Origin of the sequence: Enterobacter sp. A8 (assembly GCF_004296595.1) — a bacterium.
In the GTDB taxonomy this organism is placed as follows: Bacteria; Pseudomonadota; Gammaproteobacteria; order Enterobacterales; family Enterobacteriaceae; genus Enterobacter; species Enterobacter cloacae.
In genome coordinates this window covers 1,379,578-1,400,904 of sequence record NZ_SCMF01000001.1, presented here as the reverse complement: position 1 = coordinate 1,400,904, position 21,327 = coordinate 1,379,578, and the positions used below count along the sequence as shown (strand labels likewise).

At 54.9% G+C, this 21,327-nt stretch carries 13 protein-coding genes; 9 read left to right on the top strand and 4 right to left on the bottom strand.

Annotated elements, in window-relative coordinates; genetic code table 11:
• Positions 1 to 162 precede the first annotated feature (162 nt).
• Entirely contained in the window at positions 163 to 891 is a 729-nt protein-coding gene (gene ubiG / locus EQV24_RS06565; protein ID WP_020690665.1) for a bifunctional 2-polyprenyl-6-hydroxyphenol methylase/3-demethylubiquinol 3-O-methyltransferase UbiG, read from the bottom strand.
• 146 nt (positions 892 to 1,037) lie between these two features.
• On the opposite strand from ubiG, the gene gyrA reads away from it, so the two are divergent.
• A complete protein-coding gene (gene gyrA, locus EQV24_RS06560) occupies positions 1,038 to 3,674 on the top strand; it encodes a DNA topoisomerase (ATP-hydrolyzing) subunit A (RefSeq protein WP_130626343.1) in 2,637 nt (878 codons plus the stop codon).
• 135 nt (positions 3,675 to 3,809) lie between these two features.
• A complete protein-coding gene (gene rcsC, locus EQV24_RS06555) occupies positions 3,810 to 6,656 on the top strand; it encodes a two-component system sensor histidine kinase RcsC (protein ID WP_020690666.1) in 2,847 nt (948 codons plus the stop codon).
• Between the two features lie 88 nt (positions 6,657 to 6,744).
• Here rcsC and rcsB read toward each other — a convergent pair whose 3' ends face one another.
• A complete protein-coding gene (gene rcsB, locus EQV24_RS06550; protein ID WP_003859405.1) occupies positions 6,745 to 7,395 on the bottom strand; it encodes a response regulator transcription factor RcsB in 651 nt (216 codons plus the stop codon).
• 16 nt (positions 7,396 to 7,411) lie between these two features.
• Positions 7,412 to 10,084 carry a phosphotransferase RcsD gene (rcsD, locus tag EQV24_RS06545; protein ID WP_023619743.1) on the bottom strand — a complete coding sequence of 891 codons (2,673 nt, stop codon included), beginning with the start codon at positions 10,082 to 10,084 and terminating at the stop codon, positions 7,412 to 7,414.
• A gap of 741 nt (positions 10,085 to 10,825) precedes the next feature.
• Between rcsD and EQV24_RS06540 the strand changes: the two genes are divergently transcribed.
• From EQV24_RS06540 to mgtE, 6 genes are all read left to right on the top strand, one after another.
• A complete protein-coding gene (locus EQV24_RS06540; protein WP_023619744.1) occupies positions 10,826 to 11,941 on the top strand; it encodes a porin OmpC in 1,116 nt (371 codons plus the stop codon).
• Between the two features lie 115 nt (positions 11,942 to 12,056).
• Entirely contained in the window at positions 12,057 to 13,112 is a 1,056-nt protein-coding gene (apbE, locus tag EQV24_RS06535; protein ID WP_013098005.1) for an FAD:protein FMN transferase ApbE, read from the top strand.
• Between the two features lie 72 nt (positions 13,113 to 13,184).
• Positions 13,185 to 14,243, top strand: a complete 1,059-nt coding sequence (gene ada, locus EQV24_RS06530) for a bifunctional DNA-binding transcriptional regulator/O6-methylguanine-DNA methyltransferase Ada (RefSeq protein WP_130626419.1) — start codon at positions 13,185 to 13,187, stop codon at positions 14,241 to 14,243.
• Positions 14,243 to 14,899 carry a DNA oxidative demethylase AlkB gene (alkB, locus tag EQV24_RS06525; RefSeq protein ID WP_045903369.1) on the top strand — a complete coding sequence of 219 codons (657 nt, stop codon included), beginning with the start codon at positions 14,243 to 14,245 and terminating at the stop codon, positions 14,897 to 14,899. Before ada ends, alkB begins: the two co-directional genes overlap by 1 nt.
• 69 nt (positions 14,900 to 14,968) lie before the next feature.
• On the top strand, positions 14,969 to 16,612 hold the full coding sequence (locus EQV24_RS06520; protein WP_130626342.1) for a multidrug ABC transporter permease/ATP-binding protein: 1,644 nt from the start codon (positions 14,969 to 14,971) through the stop codon (positions 16,610 to 16,612).
• Positions 16,613 to 16,760: 148 nt separating this feature from the next.
• On the top strand, positions 16,761 to 18,197 hold the full coding sequence (gene mgtE / locus EQV24_RS06515; protein WP_013098001.1) for a magnesium transporter: 1,437 nt from the start codon (positions 16,761 to 16,763) through the stop codon (positions 18,195 to 18,197).
• On the opposite strand, the gene EQV24_RS06510 is transcribed toward mgtE, so the two are convergent.
• A complete protein-coding gene (locus tag EQV24_RS06510) occupies positions 18,160 to 19,449 on the bottom strand; it encodes a SulP family inorganic anion transporter (RefSeq protein WP_020690674.1) in 1,290 nt (429 codons plus the stop codon). The two genes, mgtE and EQV24_RS06510, sit on opposite strands and share 38 nt — an antisense overlap.
• A 188-nt stretch (positions 19,450 to 19,637) precedes the next feature.
• Here EQV24_RS06510 and mqo point away from each other — a divergent pair, with 188 nt between their 5' ends.
• The gene (gene mqo / locus EQV24_RS06505) at positions 19,638 to 21,287 is read left to right on the top strand and encodes a malate dehydrogenase (quinone) (RefSeq protein ID WP_058651749.1); all 1,650 of its coding nucleotides are present in this window, start codon (positions 19,638 to 19,640) and stop codon (positions 21,285 to 21,287) included.
• Positions 21,288 to 21,327 lie beyond the last annotated feature (40 nt).

Sequence of the window (21,327 nt, the reverse complement as noted above, 5' to 3'; positions counted from 1 at the left end):
GAAAGGGTAAAAAAGGCTAAGTCCTCATGCTGTAAGGCCTGGAAGAGATGTCAATAATTAAGAAAAAAAATTCAAAATTTGATCGAGTGCTGATTTCTTCAACGGGAGGTCAGAATTGCGCAACATGATGTCGCGCAATCTTTATAAGAATAATGGATGACGTTAGTCGTTTTTGGCGGTGGTGTGCAACATATAGTTAACATCCACACCCGGGGCGAGTTTGAATTTATCGGTCAGCGGATTGTAGTGCAGACCGGTGATGTGCTGCTCCTTGAGCCACGTCTGGTCAACCCAGCCCAGTAACTCGGCAGGCTTGATGAATTTCTTCACGTCGTGTGTACCTTTGGGCACCATGCGCAGTACATATTCTGCGCCGACGACGGCCATCAGCCAGGCTTTGCCGTTACGGTTGATGGTGGAGAAGAAGACCTGGCCGCCCGGTTTCACCAGTTTTGCGCAGGCGTTGACGACGGACTGCGGGTCGGGAACGTGCTCCAGCATCTCCATGCAGGTGACCACGTCGTACTGGTGCGCATGTTTTGCCGCGTGTTCCTCAACGGTTTCCTGTACGTACTCCACCTGAATCCCGGACTCCAGGGCATGCAGACGGGCAACCTGCAACGGTTCAAAACCCATATCCAGGCCGGTGACGGTGGCCCCTTCGCGCGCCATGCTCTCTGCCAGGATGCCGCCGCCGCAGCCGACATCGAGCACTTTTTTACCGAACAGACCGCCGGAACGCTCCGCGATATAGCCCAGACGCAGCGGGTTGATGCGATGCAGAGGTTTGAACTCACCTTCGAGATCCCACCAGCGGGATGCCACCGCTTCAAATTTGGCAATCTCTTCGTGGTCTACGTTGTGAGCCACCGGGGATTTTTCGGCATTCATGGGCGCTTTTACTCCTTATTTAGCAAGACGAATGAGTATATCAGGCAATCCCTGTGAATAAAGCGTATAGGTTTACCTGTATCACCGCGGCTGTGTTATAATTTGCGACCTTTGAATCCGGGATACAGTAGAGGGATAGCGGTTAGATGAGCGACCTTGCGAGAGAAATTACACCGGTTAACATCGAGGAAGAGCTGAAGAGCTCCTATCTGGACTATGCGATGTCGGTCATTGTTGGCCGTGCGCTGCCGGACGTCCGCGATGGCCTGAAGCCGGTACACCGTCGCGTACTATACGCCATGAACGTATTGGGCAATGACTGGAATAAAGCCTACAAAAAATCTGCCCGTGTCGTTGGTGACGTAATCGGTAAATACCATCCCCATGGTGATTCCGCGGTGTACGACACCATCGTTCGTATGGCGCAGCCTTTCTCGCTGCGTTACATGCTGGTAGATGGTCAGGGTAACTTTGGTTCTATCGACGGCGACTCCGCCGCGGCAATGCGTTATACGGAAATCCGTCTGGCGAAAATTGCCCATGAGCTGATGGCCGACCTGGAAAAAGAGACGGTTGATTTCGTTGATAACTACGACGGCACGGAAAAAATTCCTGACGTCATGCCAACGAAGATCCCTAACCTGCTGGTGAACGGTTCGTCCGGTATCGCCGTAGGGATGGCGACCAACATTCCGCCGCACAACATCACCGAAGTGATCAACGGCTGCCTGGCCTATATCGACGATGAAGACATCAGCATTGAAGGGCTGATGGAACACATCCCGGGCCCGGACTTCCCGACGGCGGCCATCATCAACGGTCGTCGTGGTATTGAAGAAGCGTACCGCACCGGTCGCGGCAAGATTTACATCCGTGCCCGCGCCGAAGTGGAAGCAGATGCCAAAACCGGCCGTGAAACCATCATTGTTCACGAGATCCCGTATCAGGTGAACAAAGCGCGACTGATTGAAAAAATCGCCGAGCTGGTAAAAGAAAAACGTGTTGAAGGCATCAGCGCGCTGCGTGACGAGTCTGATAAAGACGGTATGCGCATCGTGATTGAAATCAAACGCGACGCGGTGGGCGAGGTTGTGCTGAACAACCTGTACTCTCAGACCCAGCTGCAGGTCTCCTTCGGTATCAACATGGTTGCACTGCACCATGGTCAGCCGAAGATCATGAACCTGAAAGAGATCCTGAGCGCGTTTGTCCGTCACCGCCGCGAAGTGGTGACCCGTCGTACTATTTTCGAACTGCGTAAAGCGCGTGACCGTGCCCACATCCTTGAGGCACTGGCCGTGGCGCTGGCCAACATCGACCCGATCATCGAGCTGATCCGTCGCGCGCCAACCCCGGCGGAAGCGAAAACCGCGCTGATTTCCCGTCCGTGGGATCTTGGCAACGTTGCGGCAATGCTGGAGCGTGCCGGTGATGACGCCGCGCGTCCTGAGTGGCTGGAACCTGAATTCGGCGTGCGTGATGGTCAGTACTACCTGACTGAACAGCAGGCCCAGGCGATTCTGGATCTGCGTCTGCAGAAACTGACCGGCCTTGAGCATGAAAAACTGCTCGACGAATATAAAGAGCTGCTGGAGCAGATCGCTGAACTGCTGCACATCCTGGGCAGCGCAGAGCGCCTGATGGAAGTGATCCGCGAAGAGCTGGAGCAGATCCGCGATCAGTTCGGCGATGAGCGTCGCACCGAAATCACCGCCAACTCCGCAGATATCAACATCGAAGACCTGATCAACCAGGAAGACGTTGTTGTGACCCTGTCTCACCAGGGCTACGTGAAGTATCAGCCGTTAACTGACTACGAAGCACAGCGTCGTGGTGGTAAAGGCAAATCTGCGGCACGTATAAAAGAAGAAGACTTTATTGACCGTCTGCTGGTGGCGAACACCCATGACACCATCCTCTGCTTCTCCAGCCGGGGTCGTCTGTACTGGATGAAGGTCTACCAGTTGCCGGAAGCGAGCCGTGGTGCACGTGGTCGTCCGATCGTTAACCTGCTGCCGCTGGAAGCGAACGAACGTATCACCGCCATTCTGCCGGTACGCGAGTACGAAGAGGGCGTGAACGTCTTTATGGCGACCGCCAGCGGTACCGTGAAGAAAACCGCGCTGACCGAGTTCAGCCGTCCACGTTCTGCCGGTATCATCGCGGTGAACCTGAACGAAGGCGATGAGCTGATTGGCGTCGATCTGACTTCAGGCAAAGATGAAGTCATGCTCTTCTCCGCAGCCGGTAAAGTGGTGCGCTTCAAAGAAGACGCCGTCCGTGCAATGGGTCGTACCGCAACGGGCGTTCGCGGTATCAAACTGGCGGGCGAAGACAGCGTCGTTTCTCTGATTATTCCGCGCGGGGAAGGGGCTATCCTGACCGTGACGCAGAATGGTTACGGTAAACGTACCGCGGAAGGGGAATACCCAACCAAGTCGCGTGGCACGCAGGGCGTTATCTCTATCAAGGTGACCGAGCGCAACGGTTCCGTTGTGGGCGCGGTGCAGGTAGACGATGCCGACCAGATCATGATGATCACCGATGCCGGTACGCTGGTGCGTACCCGCGTGTCGGAGATTAGCGTGGTGGGTCGTAATACCCAGGGCGTTATCCTCATCCGTACGGCGGAAGATGAAAACGTGGTGGGTCTGCAACGTGTTGCTGAGCCAGTGGACGACGAAGAGCTCGACTCCATCGACGGTAGCGTCGCGGAAGGTGATGATGATATCGCACCGGAAGTGGACACCGACGATGATGCAGCGGATGATGCTGACGAGTAATGTCTCCTGACGCATAAAGGGCCGGATTCCGGCCCTTTTCTTTTGCAGATGCAGACAAGTCAACGTTGCGACAAGCCGCGTTTACCGCTACCTTAACCACATTCTTTTTGACCCCGACGGCGGAGCCTCGCCCCTTTGAAATACCTCGTCTCCTTTCGAACCACGCTGAAAGTCTCTCGCTATCTGTTTCGGGCGCTGGCGCTCTTGCTTTGGTTACTGGTGGCCTTGTCCTCGGTGTTTTACATCGTCAACGCGCTGCACCAGAAAGAAGCGGAGATCCGTCAGGAATTTAACCTAAGTTCCGATCAGGCCCAGCGCTATATTCAGCGCACCTCCGACGTGATGAAGGAGCTGAAGTACATTGCCGAAAATCGCCTGACGGCGGAAAACGGTATTCTTGCCATCCGCGGCCGTAATGACAAAACCGAAGTACCGGATTTCGAGCCGCTGTTCCCGGATTCCGACTGCTCCGCCATGAGCAACACCTGGCGCGGTTCCCTGGAATCGCTCTCCTGGTTTATGCGCTACTGGCGCGACAACTTCTCCGCCGCCTATGACCTGAACCGCGTATTCCTGATTGGCAGTGAAAACCTCTGCATGGCCGACTTTGGCCTGCGCGATGTGCCCGTTGAACGTGATGATGCGCTGAAAAGCCTGCATGAACGCATTTTGAAATACCGCAATGCGCCGCAGGACGAGCGCGGGAATAACATCTTCTGGATAAGCCAGGGGCCGCGCATGGGCGTGGGCTATTTCTATGCGCTGACGCCGGTTTATCTGGGCAATCGCCTGCAGGCGCTGCTGGGCATTGAACAGACCATCCGCATGGAAAACTTCTTCACGCCGGGCAGTCTGCCGATGGGAGTGACCATTCTGGATGAGAACGGCCATCCCCTGATTTCACTCACCGGGCCGGATAATCGCCTGAACGTCGATCCGCACTGGATGCAGGAGCGTTCGTGGTTTGGCTATACCTCAGGATTCCGTGAGCTGGTGCTGAAGAAAAGCTTACCGCCATCGTCGCTGAGTATCGTCTATTCCCTGCCTGTGGATATGGTGCTTGAGCGGATCCGTATTCTTATCATGAATGCCATCCTGCTGAACGTGCTGGCCGGTGGCGCGCTGTTTACCCTGGCGCGGATGTATGAGCGGAAGATTTTTATCCCCGCTGAAAGCGATGCCCAGCGTCTGGAGGAACACGAGCAGTTTAACCGTAAGATTGTTGCCTCCGCACCGGTGGGGATCTGTATCCTGCGCACCCAGGACGGCACCAATATCCTCAGTAATGAACTGGCGCATAACTACCTGAACATGCTGACGCACGAGGACCGGCAAAGGCTGACGCAAATTATCTGTGGTCAGCAGGTGAATTTTGTCGACGTGCTGACGAGCACCCACACTAACTTACAGATAAGCTTCGTGCATTCGCGCTATCGCAATGAAAACGTGGCGATTTGCGTGCTGGTGGATGTCTCCGCACGTGTGAAGATGGAAGAGTCTTTGCAGGAGATGGCCCAGGCGGCAGAGCAGGCCAGCCAGTCGAAATCCATGTTCCTTGCCACCGTCAGTCACGAACTGCGTACGCCGCTGTACGGGATTATCGGCAACCTCGATCTGCTGCAAACCAAAGAGCTGCCGAAAGGCGTTGATCGCCTGGTGACGGCGATGAACAACTCCTCAAGCCTGCTGCTGAAAATCATCAGCGACATTCTCGATTTCTCGAAAATTGAGTCCGAGCAGCTGAAAATTGAACCGCGAGAGTTCTCTCCGCGCGAGGTGATGAACCACATCAGCGCCAACTATCTGCCGCTGGTGGTACGTAAACAGCTGGGTCTCTATTGCTTTATTGAGCCAGACGTACCGCTGACGCTGCATGGCGATCCTATGCGTCTGCAGCAGGTCATTTCGAACCTGCTCAGTAACGCCATCAAGTTCACCGACATCGGCTGTATCGTGTTGCATGTGTGCCGGGCAGGGGACTACCTGAGCATTCGCGTGCGGGATACCGGTGTTGGGATCCCGGCGAAGGAAGTGGTTCGTCTGTTTGACCCGTTCTTCCAGGTTGGTACCGGCGTGCAGCGTAACTTCCAGGGGACCGGACTGGGGCTGGCAATTTGTGAGAAGCTCGTCAGCATGATGGACGGCGATATCTCGGTGGATACCGAACCCGGCATGGGCAGCCAGTTCACCATTCGTATTCCGCTCTATTCTGCGCAGTATCCGGCGAAAACGACGGTTGACGGCCTGAGCGATAAGCGCTGCTGGCTGGCGGTGCACAACGCCTCGCTGAATGATTATCTGACGGCACTGCTGAACCACAGCGGCGTGCGGGTTTCCCGTTATGAAGGCCAGACGCCGGACGTGGACGATGTATTGATCACCGATGACACGCTGGCGCAACCGTGGCAGGGAAGGGGCGTGGTGATGTTCTGTCGTCGCCACATCGGTATTCCGGTTGAGCGTGCGCCGGGCGAGTGGGTTCACAGTGTGGCGACGCCACATGAGCTGTTGGGGCTGCTGGCGCGCATCTACAGCGTGCAGCTCGAAGAGAACGATGGCGCGGCGACCCTGCCGTCACCGGAATCGCTGGCGTCAGTAAACGACGATATGATGATTCTGGTCGTGGATGACCATCCGATTAACCGTCGCCTGCTGGCTGACCAGCTGGGCTCGCTGGGTTATCAATGTAAAACCGCTAATGACGGCGTGGATGCGCTGAATGTGCTGAGTAAAAACCATATTGATATCGTTCTCAGCGACGTGAATATGCCCAATATGGACGGCTATCGTCTGACGCAGCGTATCCGCCAGCTTGGTCTGACGTTGCCGGTGGTTGGCGTCACGGCGAATGCGCTGGCGGAAGAGAAACAGCGCTGCCTGGAGTCAGGAATGGACAGCTGTCTGTCGAAACCGGTTACGCTGGACGTACTGAAGCAGACATTGTCGATTTACGCGGATCGGGTGAGAAAAACGCGGACATAAAAAAGGCCCGTAAGGGCCTTTTACTTTTCACCCTCTCCCCGTGGGAGAGGGACGGGGTGAGGGCATCAGGACGCACACCCGTTCTGGATCAATCCTTATCCGTCGCGCTCAGCGTCACGGAGGAGAGATAGTTCAGCAGCGCGATATCGTTGTCCACGCCCAGTTTCATCATGGCTGATTTCTTCTGGCTACTGATGGTTTTAATACTGCGGTTCAGCTTCTTGGCAATCTCGGTCACGAGGAAACCTTCAGCGAACAGACGCAGAACTTCGCTCTCTTTTGGCGACAGGCGTTTGTCACCGTAGCCACCTGCACTGATTTTTTCCAGCAGACGAGAGACGCTCTCAGGGGTGAACTTTTTGCCTTTCTGCAGCGCAGCCAGCGCTTTAGGCAGGTCAGTTGGTGCGCCCTGTTTCAGTACAATCCCTTCGATATCCAGATCCAGCACGGCGCTCAGAATCGCCGGGTTGTTATTCATGGTCAGAACAATGATCGAGATGTCCGGGAAGTGACGTTTAATATATTTGATGAGCGTGATCCCATCACCGTATTTGTCTCCAGGCATGGAGAGATCGGTAATGAGCACGTGTGCATCAAGTTTTGGGAGGTTATTGATCAGTGCTGTAGAGTCTTCAAATTCACCGACTACATTCACCCACTCGATCTGTTCAAGTGATTTGCGAATACCGAACAGTACAATCGGATGGTCATCGGCAATAATTACGTTCATATTGTTCATGTATTAGGCTACCTTGCTACAGCAAGCTTTTGACGTAGGCGTCAATGTCGCTGATGTATTTTTCAATGCCAGAGGCATCTTTCTCACGAATTAGATGTTCCAGCGTTTCACATAACTGCTTGCCGGGAACCAGATTAAGCATGGCAAACACCCCTTTAAGCCGGTGTGCTGTCTGCGCCAGCGCTGCAAAATCATTCGCAGCGGACTCAGTATACAACCGCTTAACATCATCTGGTACTGTATCAACAAAGAGTGAATAATATCCGCTGGCGTGAAGCTCGGCATTTTCATTGCCGCCTAACGGGGATTCCGCTATCTCTTCCTGCGCCAGTTGCTCTTCTATTAGTTGTAGTACAGCTTCCTGCATCGCATTGCTTATATTAAAGTTGACGCGCAGCTGGCCTGGGCCGATTTTTCGCACGCCTGGCTCATCATCGCTTAAAAGCAAGCCGGAGGCAGTAAGATTAGACGGATTATCAGTTAAAAACAGATCAAATTCTTGACTTGAGAGTCTTTCATCCGGCGTGATGCAGGCCGCACCCCAGTTTTCCAGCAGGCGTACCACGATATTGCGGATCTCGTTCGAGGTCACATCCACCATCACAACCACATCGTCCAGCAGGCGTTCTTCATCTTCTTCCTGAGGATTGGCGGCCATTTTTACGTGCAGCGAATAACGGGTGCCAAGCGATTCACGGGCTTTAATGTTCAGATGGCCGCCAAGCTTACGCGCCAGCTGATCGCACAGCCAGAAGGTCAGGGCATTGGCCTTACCGTAGCGATCGCTTTGGGTATCGTTCAGGAACGGGAAGTGCAGATTATCAATCTCACTGGTTGTGACGCCTTCACCGGTATCGAGGATACGGAACGTCAGACGATCCTCCGCGGACTCGTCGGTATTGACCTCAAGCGTGATTTTGCCAATTTGCGTGGTGGTGACGGCGTACTGAATAATCATCAGCAGAATTCGACGCAGCGCCTCACGATCGCCGTGACGTTCGTCGTTGGCCGGCAGATGGTTATTAATCAGCAGCTGCAGACCTTTGCGCTTAATCACCGGCAGAACTTCCGGCACCACTTCGTCAATCAGATCCTGAATCGAGAAGAGGGTCGGCGTGCCTTTCCAGAAGTCGTTCTCAAGCATGTTCGCGAGCTGGATCTCATCCACCATCCGCACCAGCGAATCCGCCTGGCTTGCCAGCTGTTGACTTTCAGGCGTGCTCAACGCCGCCGCCTGCGTCGCCAGCGTTCTTAATGGCTGTTTGAAGGCATCACCAATATTTTGCATAAACGCGGCGCGACCCTGCTGATTTTTCTCATACAGTCTTTGCGCCTGCTTCAGTTTTTTGTTCACCAGCACTTCGCGATCCTGATCGCGAATAATGAAGATCTGCGTGCGGGAGGCGACCTGGCTGCGGAACTGACGGATCTCGTACAGTTCATTATTGATGGTGGCCTGAATCACCCCCTGATGCTGATCCGCCATGGTGGTGATGTTCTGCAGGTTAAGATGCGGCAGCAGATGGTCGGCAATTTTATTGCTCATCACCGTGCGGTTGGCTTCCTGGTCGTGAACCAGCACACCCAGCGGCAGTACTGAGATGATTTCTTCATTCAGGGCACGTAATACGCGCAATTCATTACTGGTTCCGGCCGGGACCGTTGAGGCATCGCTCTGACGCCCGGGCTGGAAACGGAACGTACTGTAGCCAAACAGCGCCAGCGCCAGCAGCCCAATATTCAGCAGCAGCGGTAACAGGATATTTTGCAGGGTGTCGAGCAGCAGCGTGCCAAACGGCACCTGCCACACCAGGCGCATACCGGTTGAGTTCAGCGAAGAGGCAATTTCAATCTTCGAGCCGTTAAAGGAGATAGAAACGCTTTCTGCGGCCTCTTTATCCGAGGCAGCACGCATGTTCTGGGTACTGCTGTCCGGCTCCAGGCGGAAGCTGTCGAGCGGCATATCCGGCGGGATCAGATCGTTAATTGGCAGATCGAACGCCACAACCGTCGCCAGATGTCCTGGCTGGTTAAAGGTGGTGCGCAGGGTAAAGTAATGGCCATTTTGCCAGGCCAGACGGCGCAGGGAAGAGAAGCTCTCGCGTTCATCAAGGGCGTTCGCCTGCTGCAGCATTTCTGCCCGGCGGGAATCGACTATGCTGCCCACGGTCGTCTCTTTAAAACCTGAGGAGAGATCTTTAAGCGGCAGGGTCGAAATCAGGATCATGCTGTTATCCTGACCGTTCAGATAGTACATCGACCATGGCACCGTCTCGGCACCCCAGAGGGTATCGAGATAGGTCGAAATGCGCTGCGTCATCTCAAGCGTCGCGCTGTCGTGCGAGCCGAAAATAAGCGCTTCCGTTTTGCGCTGCGGCTTTTCCAGGTAGTAAACGTCCTGCTTCAGTCGCGTTTCCTGCAGCCCTTCGCCTGAGGACGTCGCCGGGGCGGCCGCGATATTGTCGTAAATCTGCCAGGTGGCGTAGCGCCAGGTGTCAATGCGCTTGTGCACGGCATGCGTGATATCAACGACCTGATAGCTCTTATCCTTCAGCCAGGCGTTCACCGCGCTCTGAACCATAACCCCCATCGTGACCAACAGCACAACGATCAAAAGAAGAAAGAAACGGGTGATGCTCCCGGGGAGAAGGGAGAATTTGCTCGGGGCGGTAGTTTCAGTCTGACTCATTGATATGTTTAACCCGTAATGGCCGTGCTTTATGGCGATAGGGCAGTATAAAGGGTAATAACTGAATTTCCAGCCTCATAGCCTTTGAACACGCGACTTTTTCCTCTGTGAGTACTACTGAATGGTCTGTATTAAATGTGTACATACCCGAGGTGAATGTACAGATTACGCTCGATATCAGACAGGGAATAGCACGAATAAACAAGAAATTATGATTTGTTGCGTTGCGTTTTATGCGGGAGGGGTTTCAGGTGAATTTAGTTAATAGTCGTTATGATTTCTGTGCGGTAGCACAAAAAAAGAATAATTACGTAAAGAAAGGTAAAAAAAAACCGAATGCGAAGCATTCGGTTGAATTAGGGATAAACAGACATTCAAAGCTGAATGACGGTAATAAATAAAGTTAATGATGATAGCGAGAGTTATTTTAGTGATTACGCACGATCTTGTTTTGTCATTCAGTGCTGTAAATTTTTATATTGTAACTATATGATTTTTATGGGTGTATATTTTCGTTTGATTATTAGTGCTAATTTCTTAAGCGCTTTGTGCTTTGTAAAAGTTCCTTGATGTTTACAAATTGAAACATCTTGATAGTGAAATGAAACATTTTCAAAGTTTTCGTATCATATTCCTGTTGGATTATTCTGTAATTTTGAGGAGAATGAAATTGCCGACTGGTTAAGAGGGTTAACCGGTAAGCAGTGGTAATAATAAGGCATATAACAGAGGGTTAATAAAATGAAAGTTAAAGTACTGTCCCTCCTGGTACCAGCACTGCTGGTAGCAGGCGCAGCAAATGCGGCTGAAATTTATAACAAAGACGGCAACAAATTAGATCTGTACGGCAAAGTCGATGGTCTGCACTATTTCTCTGATGACGACGGTCAGGATGGCGACCAGACCTACATGCGTCTTGGCTTCAAAGGCGAAACTCAGGTTAACGATCAACTGACCGGTTACGGCCAGTGGGAATACCAGATTCAGGGTAACACGACGGAAAGCGACAACCAGGCCTGGACGCGTGTGGCGTTCGCGGGTCTGAAATTCGCTGACGCGGGTTCATTCGATTATGGTCGTAACTATGGCGTGATCTACGACGTAACCTCCTGGACTGACGTTCTGCCAGAATTCGGCGGCGACACTTATGGTTCAGATAACTTCCTGCAATCCCGTGCTAACGGTGTAGCAACTTACCGTAACCAGGACTTCTTCGGTCTGGTTGATGGCCTGAACTTTGCTCTGCAGTATCAGGGTAAAAACGGCAGCGTAAGCGGTGAAAACGACACCGGCCGCAGCACCCTGAAACAGAACGGTGACGGTTACGGTGCGTCCCTGACCTATAACCTGGGTGAAGGCTTCAGCATCGGTGGTGCAATGTCTTCTTCCAAACGTACTGCTGACCAGAACAACACCGCTAACCCTGCGCTGAAAGGCGAAGGCGATCGCGCTGAAGTCTATTCTGGTGGTCTGAAATACGACGCCAACAACATCTACCTGGCGGCGCAATACTCCCAGACCTACAACGCAACCCGTTTCGGCAACTCTCAGAGCAGCAGCGATATTTACGGCTTTGCTAACAAAGCGCAGAACTTCGAAGTGGTTGCTCAGTACCAGTTCGACTTCGGCCTGCGTCCATCCGTGGCATACCTGCAGTCCAAAGGTAAGGACATTGAAGGTTACGGCGATCAGGATCTGCTGAAATATGTTGATGTTGGTGCGACTTACTACTTCAACAAAAACATGTCTACCTACGTGGACTACAAAATCAACCTGCTGGATGACAAAGAGTTCACCCGTAATGCAGGTATCAGCACTGACGATATCGTAGCACTGGGTCTGGTTTACCAGTTCTAATCGCTTTTCAGTGTAACAAAGGGGCCGGCTGGCCCCTTTTTATTGCCTTTTTTAAGGCCTTTCAATTCCCGCATTTTGGTGTACTCTTGCCGCCCTGGCATGAGGATAATAATGAATGGACATGACTTTTTTACGCGCCAGCGTCCTGGCAACCTTTTTTTTCCTGACCGCATGTGACTCTTCCACGCCTGTGGCACACACCGACGCGCCAGCGGCGACGGTGCTGGAAGGCAAAACGATGGGGACATTCTGGCGCGTCAGCGTAATGAACCTTGATAAAGCACGCGCAGAAGAACTTCGCGGCAAAATTCAGTCTCAGCTGGATGCCGACGATCAGCTGCTATCCACCTACAAAAACGACTCGGCGCTGATGCGCTTTAACCTCTCTACCAGCACGTCCCTGTGGCCGGTGAGCGAGGAGATGGCCGATATCGTGACCGAATCGATGCGCGTGGGCTATAAAACCCACGGTGCGATGGACGTGACCGTGGGGCCGTTAGTTAACCTCTGGGGATTCGGCCCAAATAAGCAGCCGGTGACCACCCCCGATCAGGCGGCCATTGACGACGCCCGCGCCCGGACAGGGCTTCAGCACCTGACGGTGATCAACCAGTACGGGCAACAATATCTGCAAAAAGATATCCCCGATCTGTTTGTTGACCTGTCGACAGTCGGGGAAGGTTATGCGGCGGATCATCTGGCCGCACTGATGGCTCAGGAAGGCATCCCGCGTTATCTGGTCTCCGTGGGTGGCGCATTGGTCAGCCGGGGGATGAACGCCAGCGGCAAACCGTGGCGTGTGGCGATTCAAAAACCGACCGACCAGCAAAATGCGGTGCAGGCGATTGTCGATATTAACGGCCATGGCATCAGCACCTCCGGCAGCTACCGTAACTATTACGAGCTCGACGGGAAGCGGATCTCGCATGTCATTGACCCCCAGACCGGGCGACCCATTACGCATAATCTGGTCTCGGTTACGGTGATTGCCCCGACGGCGCTGGAAGCCGATGCCTGGGATACCGGGTTAATGGTGCTCGGTACTGAGAAAGCCAAAGAGGTGGTTCGCCAGCAAGGGCTGGCGGTGTATATGATCACCAAAGAGGCCGACGGCTTTAAGACCTGGAGTTCACCGCAGTTCGACAGCTTCCTGGTGAGCGAAAAGAATTAAAAAGCAAGGTTGCGGGTTTTTGATTGCTGGCGCTCAGGCAAGCTGTAGGTATGCTTGTAAGAGGAGCCGATGATGAAAAACCCGACCTATATGACCGATGAGGATCGCTGGCAGGCTGTGCTGGCCCGCGATCCGCGTGCTGACGAACAATTTGTCTTTGCCGTCCAGACGACAGGGATCGTATGTCGTCCGTCCTGTCGCGCCCGACACGCGCTGCGTAAAAATGTCCACTTTTACCCCGATGTGCACCATGCTGTTCAGGCAGGGTTTCGGCCGTGCAAGCGCTGCCGACCGGACAAACGCGACCCGCAGGAAGAGAAGCTGGAAAAAGTGGAGCGCGCCTGCCGCCTGCTGGAGCAGGATCCCGCGTTAACGCTGGAAATGCTGGCGCAGCAGGTTGCCATGAGTCCTTTCCATTTTCACCGCCTGTTTAAATCCGTAACCGGGATGACGCCAAAAGCCTGGCAGCAGGCAGCGCGAGGACAGCGCCTGCGCAATGCGCTCGCCCACGGGGATAAAATAACCGATGCCGTGTTGGCGGCAGGGTTCCCGGACAGCAGCAGCTACTATCGTAAAGCCAACGACGCGCTGGGCATGACGGCAAAGCAGTACCGAAAAGGGGATGTCGCAGTGCGCTATGCCATCAGCGAGTGTGCCTTAGGCCGCTGTCTGGTGGGCGAAAGCGAGCGGGGGATCTGCGCAATATTGCTGGGCGATGATGATGCCAAAGTCACCCTGGAGATTTTGTCGCTGTTTCCGGACGCTGAACGCGCGCCGCTGGAAGGCGAATTTGCCCGACGTATTGCTCAGGTTATCCATACCATCGATAACCGTGGCGTGCCGCTGGCTCTGCCGCTGGATATTCGCGGAACCGCTTTCCAGCAGCAGGTCTGGCAGGCCCTGCGCAATATTCCCTGCGGTGAAACAGCCAGCTACCAGCAGGTGGCGCAGGCGATTGGCAAACCTGGCGCGGTACGTGCGGTGGCCGCAGCGTGTGCCGCAAATAAACTGGCGATCGTCATCCCTTGTCATCGTGTTGTACGCCAGGACGGAGCGCTTTCGGGCTATCGCTGGGGGACGGAACGAAAGGCGCTATTATTGAAACGTGAGTCCAGGAATCAGGAGGGATAATGCTCGATCTCTTTGCGGATGCAGAACCCTGGCAGGAGCCGCTAGCGCCTGGCGCAGTGATCCTGCGCCGGTTTGCACTCTCCCGGGCCTCGGCGCTGCTGGCCGGGATCCATGACGTCGCGGCCGTTTCGCCATTCCGACATATGGTGACGCCTGGCGGCTACACCATGTCGGTGGCGATGACCAACTGCGGTACGGCAGGATGGGCAACCAACGAACGGGGCTATCTCTATGCCCCGGACGATCCCGTCACCGGCAAGCCCTGGCCGCCCATGCCTGCGGTTTTTCAGGCGCTCTGCCATGATGCCGCCGTCGAGGCCACCTATCCCGATTTTCAACCGGATGCCTGTCTTATCAACCGCTATGGCGTTGGGGCGAAACTCTCGCTGCATCAGGATAAAGATGAACCCGATCTGCGTGCGCCGATCGTCTCGGTATCCCTGGGTCTGCCCGCCATATTCCAGTTCGGCGGATTACGCCGCAACGATCCTCTCCAGCGTCTGATGCTGGAGCATGGGGATGTGGTGGTGTGGGGCAGGGAGTCGCGGCTCTATTACCACGGCATTCAGCCACTGAAGCCTGGCGTCCATCCGCAGACGGGCGAGTTCCGCTTTAACCTGACTTTCCGCCAGACCGCGCCAGGCAAACAAAAATAAGAATTATTCTTGATGTAAACGCAGGGCAGTTTACACTGCTGGCTGATTTTTATTGTCCGGATTGCCTGCATGCAACTACTTCTTCTTGTCTGGCGTCAGTATCGCTGGCCCTTTATTGCGGTAATGGCGCTAAGCCTTGCCAGCGCCGCATTAGGTATTGGTCTTATCGCCTTCATCAACGTGCGTTTGATCGAAATGGTCGACACCTCGCTGTCCGTTCTGCCGGAATTTCTGGGGCTATTATTGCTGCTGATGGCGGTCACGCTGGGTTCCCAGCTGGCGCTGACGGCCCTCGGGCATCATTTCGTCTTCCGCCTGCGCAGCGAGTTTATCAAGCGGATCCTGGACACCCAGGTGGAGCGCGTCGAGCAGCTCGGCAGTGCCTCTTTGCTGGCGGGACTGACCAGCGACGTGCGCGCCATCACCATTGCGTTTGTCCGTCTGCCGGAGCTGGTGCAGGGCATTATCCTGACCGTTGGCTCGGCGGCCTATCTCGCCTGGCTCTCCAGCAAGATGCTGGCCGTTACGGCACTGTGGATTACTATCACCATCTGGGGTGGTTTTCTGCTGGTTTCCCGCGTCTACAAACACATGGCGGTACTGCGTGAAACCGAGGACAAACTCTATAACGATTACCAGACGGTACTGGAAGGGCGTAAAGAGCTGACCCTGAACCGCGAGCGTGCCGAGCATATCTTCAACAACCTCTACATCCCGGACGCGCGTGAATACCGGCACCATATTATCCGTGCCGATACCTTCCACCTGAGCGCGGTTAACTGGTCGAACATTATGATGCTGGGCGCGATTGGCCTGGTCTTCTGGATGGCCAACAGCCTGGACTGGGCCGATACCAATGTAGCGGCAACTTACTCCCTGACGCTGCTGTTTTTGCGCACACCGCTGCTCTCTGCCGTCGGCGCATTGCCCACCTTGCTGAGCGCGCAGGTGGCGTTTAATAAGCTCAAAAAGTTCGACCTTGCGCCGTTCAAAGCCGAGTTCCCGCGCCCTCAGGCCTTCCCGAACTGGCAAACGCTGGAACTGCGTAACGTCACATTCCGCTACCAGGACAACGCCTTTTCCGTGGGGCCGGTCAATCTGACGATTCATCGCGGCGAACTGCTGTTTCTCATTGGCGGTAACGGCAGCGGGAAATCGACGCTGGCGATGTTGCTGACGGGGTTATATCAGCCGCAATCGGGTGACATTCTGCTGGATGGCCGCGCGCTCAGCGCAGAGAAACATGAGGATTATCGCAAGCTGTTCTCGGCGGTATTCACCGATGTCTGGCTCTTCGATCAGCTGCTGGGGCCGGAAGGGCAACAGGCTAACCCGGCGCTGGTGGAGAAGTGGCTGGCGCATCTGCAGATGTCGCACAAGCTTGAGCTGCAGGACGGCAAGATCCTCAACCTGAAGCTCTCGAAAGGCCAGAAAAAGCGCGTGGCGCTGCTGCTGGCTCTGGCGGAAGAGCGCGACATCATTCTGCTGGACGAGTGGGCAGCGGATCAGGACCCGCATTTCCGCCGCGAGTTCTACCAGGTGCTGCTGCCGCTGATGCAGGCGATGGGCAAAACTATCTTTGCCATCAGCCATGACGATCACTACTTCATTCACGCCGACCGGCTGCTGGAGATGCGTGACGGCAAGCTGAGCGAACTGACCGGTGAAGAGCGCGATGCGGCGTCTCGCGATGCGGTGGCGCGCACGGCTTGAAGCCTTCACTCTAACCCTCTCCCACGGGGAGAGGGGATAAATCGTGCATGTTATGCCGATTTTTTCTCCATCCCGCCCCGTTGTTTATTCTTATTTACATATCTCCGCGCTATGCTTAAAGCCAACTTATTTCATGGATTTATGATTAATGTCGGTTTTAAAGAAAAACAGTGCCAGGCAGCGCGACCAGGAACGTGCGCGTCTCATCTGGCTCCTCACGACGGATAAAGCGGTCACCTCTGCGTTACTGGGCAAACTGACCCTGGCTGAGCAATATGATGTCGGCACGCTGGCCGACGATATTGCTGAGGTAGGTGCGCTGGTTGCTCATTTACCTCCGCCGGATCTGGCGGATACCCTGGAAGCCCTCCCCTCGGAAGAGCGTCACGCCCTGTGGCGGCTGGTGCAGGATCACGAGCGCGGGCAGGTGTTGCTGGAAGCCTCTGAAAACGTCTGGGACGATCTCATTGATGAGATGAGCGACCGGGATATCCTCGATGCCCTGCAGACGCTGGACATTGACGAGCAGATTTACCTCGTTCAGCACCTGCCGCGAAACCTGACCGGGCGACTGCTGGCTTCGCTGCCTGCGGAAGAGCGGGCACGCGTGCGTCAGGTGATGCACTATGACAAACACAGCGTGGGCGCCATTATGGAGTTTGGCGTCATCATGGTGCGCCCGGATGTAACTCTCGGTACGGTGCAGCGCTATCTGCGTCGCCTGGGCAGCATGCCGGACAACACCGATAAACTGTTCGTCACCTCCCGGGATAAAACCCTGCTTGGCGAGCTGGAGCTTAAAACGATCCTGCTCAACAGCACCCAGCGGCGGGTGAGTGAGGTGATGGAAACCGAGCCGATGGTCTTCTCCCCGGAAGACGACGCGGAAAAAGCGGCCCGTACCTTCGAACGTGACGACCTTGTGAGCGCGGCGGTCGTTGATTCTGTGGGTAAACTGATGGGGCGTCTGACCATCGATGAGATCGTTGACGTGGTTTACGAAGAGACCGATAACGATTTACGTGCGCTCGGCGGGATCAGCGCCGAAGATGACGTCCACGCCTCCGTCGGCAAGGCGGTGAAAACCCGCTGGGCATGGCTCGCCATTAACCTCTGCACTGCATTTATCGCCTCACGGGTGATCGACGGCTTTGAACACACCATTTCACAACTGGTCGCGCTGGCCTCGCTGATGCCGATTGTGGCCGGCATTGGCGGCAACACCGGCAACCAGACCATTACCATGATCGTCCGTGCACTGGCGCTGGAGAACATTCAGCCGGGTAACTTCGCCTTCCTGATCTTCAGGGAGATGGGGGTGGCGCTGATTAACGGCCTGGTGTGGGGCGGCATTATGGGCGGCATTACCTGGTGGCTGTACGATGATATGGCGTTAGGCGGGGTGATGATGCTGGCGATGGTGCTGAATCTGCTGGTGGCCTCCATGATGGGGGTCATTATCCCCCTGACGATGACCAAACTGGGGCGCGACCCCGCGGTGGGGTCGAGCGTGATGATTACCGCCATCACCGATACCGGCGGTTTCTTTATTTTTCTTGGGCTTGCAACGATTTTTCTTCTTTAAGCCGACGCTTGAGCCGGGCGGGAAGCAGGGCCATCACAATAATCCCGCCCAGTACGCCAATGGCCAGGTTACCGGTTGAAACCGTTGCTGCAACGGTAATCAGCATCACAACCGTTTCGGCAATGGGCGCACTTTTTAACGTGGCAGGCTGAAGGCTGTGCCAGTTAAACGTTTTGATGGCAACAATCGCCATGATCCCGGCCAGAACGGCCATAGGGATTTTTGCCATCACCTCACTGAGGGCGGTGACCAGCACCAGCAGCACCATGCCCGCTGCAAAAGTTGAGACGCGACTGCGACCTTTGCCCATCTCCACGTTGACGATGGTTTGTCCGATCATGGCACAGCCCGCGATCCCGCCGTACAACCCGGCAAGAATATTCCCTGCGCCCAGACCAATACTTTCACGGCGTTTGCTGGACGTCGTCGCGGTCAGTTCATCCACCAGTTTTGCCGTCAGCAGTGATTCCAGCAGGCCGACAAAAGCGATACTCAGCGCGCATGGCCAGATGATGCTGAGCGTTTCCATGTTCAGCGGAACGAGCAGCTGTGTCAGCCCTGGCAAACCACTGCTCATAGAACCTTCATCCCCCACCGTCGGGAGAACCTGTCCGCTGGTCACGGTGAACAGGGTGAGCAATACAATCGCAATAAGCGGTGACGGGATGCTTTTAACAAAGCGCGGCACCCACAGCACAATCAGCAGCGTCAGCACGAACAGGCCCACAATCAGCGGGCTGCGGCTCCAGAAGTGGGGAACCTGTGCGAAGAAAATTAACAATCCCAGCGCATTTACGAAACCGGTCATCACCGACTGGGGAATAAAGCGCATCAGGCGCGCCATTCCGAACACGCCGAACAGAATCTGGATTATCCCCGCCATCAGGACCGCCGGCAGGATGTACTGCACCCCGTGCTGATGCACCATCGGGCCAATCACCAGCGCGACGGAGCCCGCAGCTGCTGTGACCATCGCACGACGACCGCCGAACGCTGAAAGGGTCAGACACAGCACCACAGAGGCAATCAGGCTGACCTTTGGGTCAACGCCTGCGACCACGGAAAAGGAGATCACCTCAGGAATGAGGGCCAGAGCGGTAATTACGCCTGCCAGCGTTTCGCGTAGCAGCAGTTGAGGGGAACGCAGCACCGTGGCGACCTGGTCTTCACGGGAAAGAGAAGCATGGGGTAATGACATAACAATTCGCAGATTAGGGCGGGCTTCCGTGCGCGCGATCACAAAGTGCAGCATAGTAACCAGAAATAACGCGCCTTGCCAGTTTCATCCGGCAATCCCACACAAACAATCCATCATTAAATTTCACAATTACAATAATTTCGTAACCTTTAAACAATATTTAAAAGTTGCTACCGTTCCCCCCGCAGCTTTTTTCACCTGCAATTTCCACGCTTCAAGCACTACTCAACTAAGGCAAAATTATGAAAAAAATGACTGCCATGCTCTTTTCTCTGGCCGTGGGGCTGAACACCGTCTCCTTGGCGGCGAAAGCTGACGCACCAAAAGAGCAGGAAACGGACGTCCTTTTAATTGGCGGCGGCATCATGAGCGCCACGCTGGGAACCTATCTGCAAGAGCTTCAGCCGGACTGGTCAATGACCATGGTCGAGCGCCTCGATGGCGTGGCGCAGGAAAGCTCAAACGGCTGGAATAACGCCGGTACCGGACATTCGGCACTCATGGAACTGAACTATACGCCGCAGAAAAAGGACGGTTCCATTAGTATCGAGAAGGCGGTAGAGATCAACGAAGCATTCCAGATTTCTCGCCAGTTCTGGTCTCACCAGGTGAACAGCGGCGTGTTGCACGATCCGCACTCCTTCATCAACACCGTGCCGCACATGAGCTTTGTGTGGGGCGAGCAGAACGTGAACTTCCTGCGCGCACGCTACGCGGCGCTGCAGCAGAGCACGCTGTTCCGCGGCATGAAATATTCTGAAGATCACGCGCAGATCAAAGAGTGGGCACCGCTGGTGATGGAAGGCCGTGACCCGAACCAGAAGGTGGCGGCAACCCGTACTGAGATTGGTACTGACGTCAACTATGGCGAAATCACCCGTCAGCTGGTGGCCTCTCTGAAGAAAAAAGAGAACTTCAATCTGCAGCTCAGCACCGAAGTGCGTGGCTTTAAGCGCAACGCTGACAACAGCTGGAGCGTGACCGTTGCCGATCTGAAAAACAACGAAGCCGAGCATGTCATCAAGGCAAAGTTTGTCTTTATTGGTGCGGGCGGTGCGGCGCTGAAACTGCTGCAGGAGTCCGGTATTCCGGAAGCGGACGACTACGCGGGCTTCCCGGTGGGCGGTCAGTTCCTGGTATCGGAAAACCCGGAAGTGGTGAACCGTCATCTGGCAAAAGTGTATGGTCAGGCCTCCGTGGGGGCGCCGCCAATGTCCGTTCCACACATCGATACCCGTATGCTTGATGGTAAGCGTGTGGTGCTGTTCGGGCCGTTTGCAACCTTCTCCACTAAGTTCCTGAAAAACGGCTCGTTGTGGGATCTGCTGAGCGCAACCACCACCTCAAACGTGAAGCCAATGATGGATGTCGGGCTGGATAACTTCGATCTGGTGAAATACCTGATTAGCCAGGTGATGCTTTCTGATGAAGAACGCTTCGAGGCGCTGAAAGAGTACTATCCGCAGGCGAAGAAAGAAGACTGGCGCCTGTGGCAGGCGGGTCAGCGCGTACAGATCATCAAACGCGATCCGAAAGAGGGCGGTGTGCTGCGTCTGGGTACCGAAGTGGTAAGCGATAAAGACGGCACTATTGCCGCCCTGCTGGGGGCTTCCCCTGGTGCCTCTACCGCTGCACCTATCATGCTGCACCTGATGGAAAAAGTGTTTAAAGATAAAGTCGCCACGCCGGAATGGCAGGCGAAGCTGAAAACGATTATTCCATCCTACGGTACGAAGCTGAACGGTAACGTGGACGCGACGGAGCAGGAGCTGGAATACACCAGCCGCGTGCTGCAGCTGCAATACGTTAAGCCGCAGGCTGCTGATGCTGCACCAAAAGCGGAGCTGAAGCCGCAGGCAGAAAACAAACCGGTGGCGGATATCGCGCTGTAAGGTAAAAGCAAAACGGTAACATCCGTTACCGTTTTTAGTG

Coding starts and splice junctions, on each gene's coding strand:
- mgtE (WP_013098001.1), top strand. CDS start 16,761: ATGTCGGTTTTAAAGAAAAACAGTGCCAGGCAGCGCGACCAGGAACGT.
- alkB (WP_045903369.1), top strand. CDS start 14,243: ATGCTCGATCTCTTTGCGGATGCAGAACCCTGGCAGGAGCCGCTAGCG.
- ubiG (WP_020690665.1), bottom strand. CDS start 891: ATGAATGCCGAAAAATCCCCGGTGGCTCACAACGTAGACCACGAAGAG.
- apbE (WP_013098005.1), top strand. CDS start 12,057: ATGGACATGACTTTTTTACGCGCCAGCGTCCTGGCAACCTTTTTTTTC.
- EQV24_RS06510 (WP_020690674.1), bottom strand. CDS start 19,449: ATGCTGCACTTTGTGATCGCGCGCACGGAAGCCCGCCCTAATCTGCGA.
- gyrA (WP_130626343.1), top strand. CDS start 1,038: ATGAGCGACCTTGCGAGAGAAATTACACCGGTTAACATCGAGGAAGAG.
- ada (WP_130626419.1), top strand. CDS start 13,185: ATGAAAAACCCGACCTATATGACCGATGAGGATCGCTGGCAGGCTGTG.
- rcsD (WP_023619743.1), bottom strand. CDS start 10,084: ATGAGTCAGACTGAAACTACCGCCCCGAGCAAATTCTCCCTTCTCCCC.
- mqo (WP_058651749.1), top strand. CDS start 19,638: ATGAAAAAAATGACTGCCATGCTCTTTTCTCTGGCCGTGGGGCTGAAC.
- EQV24_RS06540 (WP_023619744.1), top strand. CDS start 10,826: ATGAAAGTTAAAGTACTGTCCCTCCTGGTACCAGCACTGCTGGTAGCA.
- EQV24_RS06520 (WP_130626342.1), top strand. CDS start 14,969: ATGCAACTACTTCTTCTTGTCTGGCGTCAGTATCGCTGGCCCTTTATT.
- rcsB (WP_003859405.1), bottom strand. CDS start 7,395: ATGAACAATATGAACGTAATTATTGCCGATGACCATCCGATTGTACTG.